This window comes from Peribacillus sp. SIMBA_075, assembly GCF_046534585.1.
In genome coordinates this window covers 1-282 of record NZ_JAWRYN010000431.1, presented here as the reverse complement: position 1 = coordinate 282, position 282 = coordinate 1, and the positions used below count along the sequence as shown (strand labels likewise).

Here is a 282-nt window from a genome sequence, read left to right as displayed (position 1 = left end):
CTCTCCAGCTTGATCTCGCAGCTTTTCAACAGCGATTCCTGCAAAAATTTCCTTTAAATATGGGATCGTGTAGGCAGAACCGAGTCTTTGCTTTTCATTTGGAAGGAATCGTAAAATGTTTAGTAAATCTTCGCTTCCCACTTCGCCGATCATACCTAAATCGGCAATTCAGGAACGTCCGGCTTCAATTATGTTTTTTGTATGTGGTGGGGACAAGAAGGTTGACTTAGGAGCTGTAAATAAGTTCAACGATTGTTGAATGCCCTGGATTGATTGATCCAC

General features: G+C 41.8%; 1 pseudogene. It reads right to left on the bottom strand.

The features are described from left to right. A pseudogene (locus SB775_RS28885) lies at positions 1-153 on the bottom strand (transcriptional regulator); the annotation flags it as partial. Positions 154-282 lie beyond the last annotated feature (129 nt).